At 46.8% G+C, this 545-nt stretch carries 2 pseudogenes; both read left to right on the top strand.

Annotated elements, in window-relative coordinates:
* Window positions 1-257 (top strand): annotated as a pseudogene (locus tag WDC_RS09765) (NADP-dependent oxidoreductase); the annotation flags it as partial.
* A pseudogene (locus WDC_RS09315) lies at window positions 236-545 on the top strand (MFS transporter); the annotation flags it as partial. The pseudogenes WDC_RS09765 and WDC_RS09315, both read left to right, overlap by 22 nt.

Genomic DNA, 545 nt, shown 5'->3' with positions numbered 1-545 from the left:
TATTTGGTCGCGCGGCTAAGAATCGAATTGGCACATTTGCAGAGTATATCGCCAGTAATCAGGACGATATTGCGTTGAAACCGAGCAACTTATCGCTGGAGGAAGCCGCTGCAATTCCACTAGTTGGGTTAACAAGTTACCAGGCATTACATGATATTTTGGCAGTCAAACCAAATGACAAGGTCTTAATTCAAGCGGGTGCTGGTGGCGTTGGGTCCATGGCGATTCAAGTAGCCTGGCTATTGCCGGCATGGCTATTTTGACAATGACCACCGCATCATTTATTCCGATTACTAATGCAACACCAGTTCTGTACCTGGTCAGTTTATATACAGTCCGAATGTTTGGTATTTCAATGGTTATGATGCCGGTTACCACTACAGGAACGAACGCCTTGCCCCTAAACCTGATTGGAGATGGAACCGTCGTTAATAACACTGCTCGTCAGGTGTTTGCCTCCATGGGTACGGCTATCTTAGTATCAATTATGGCCAACGTCACTTTGAATCATACCCCTTCTGGCGCAGTCGCTAGTGCCACCCCTA

The sequence above is a fragment of the Paucilactobacillus wasatchensis genome (assembly GCF_000876205.1).
GTDB lineage: Bacteria > Bacillota > Bacilli > Lactobacillales > Lactobacillaceae > Paucilactobacillus > Paucilactobacillus wasatchensis.
This window is presented reverse-complemented; position numbering and strand designations above follow the sequence as displayed.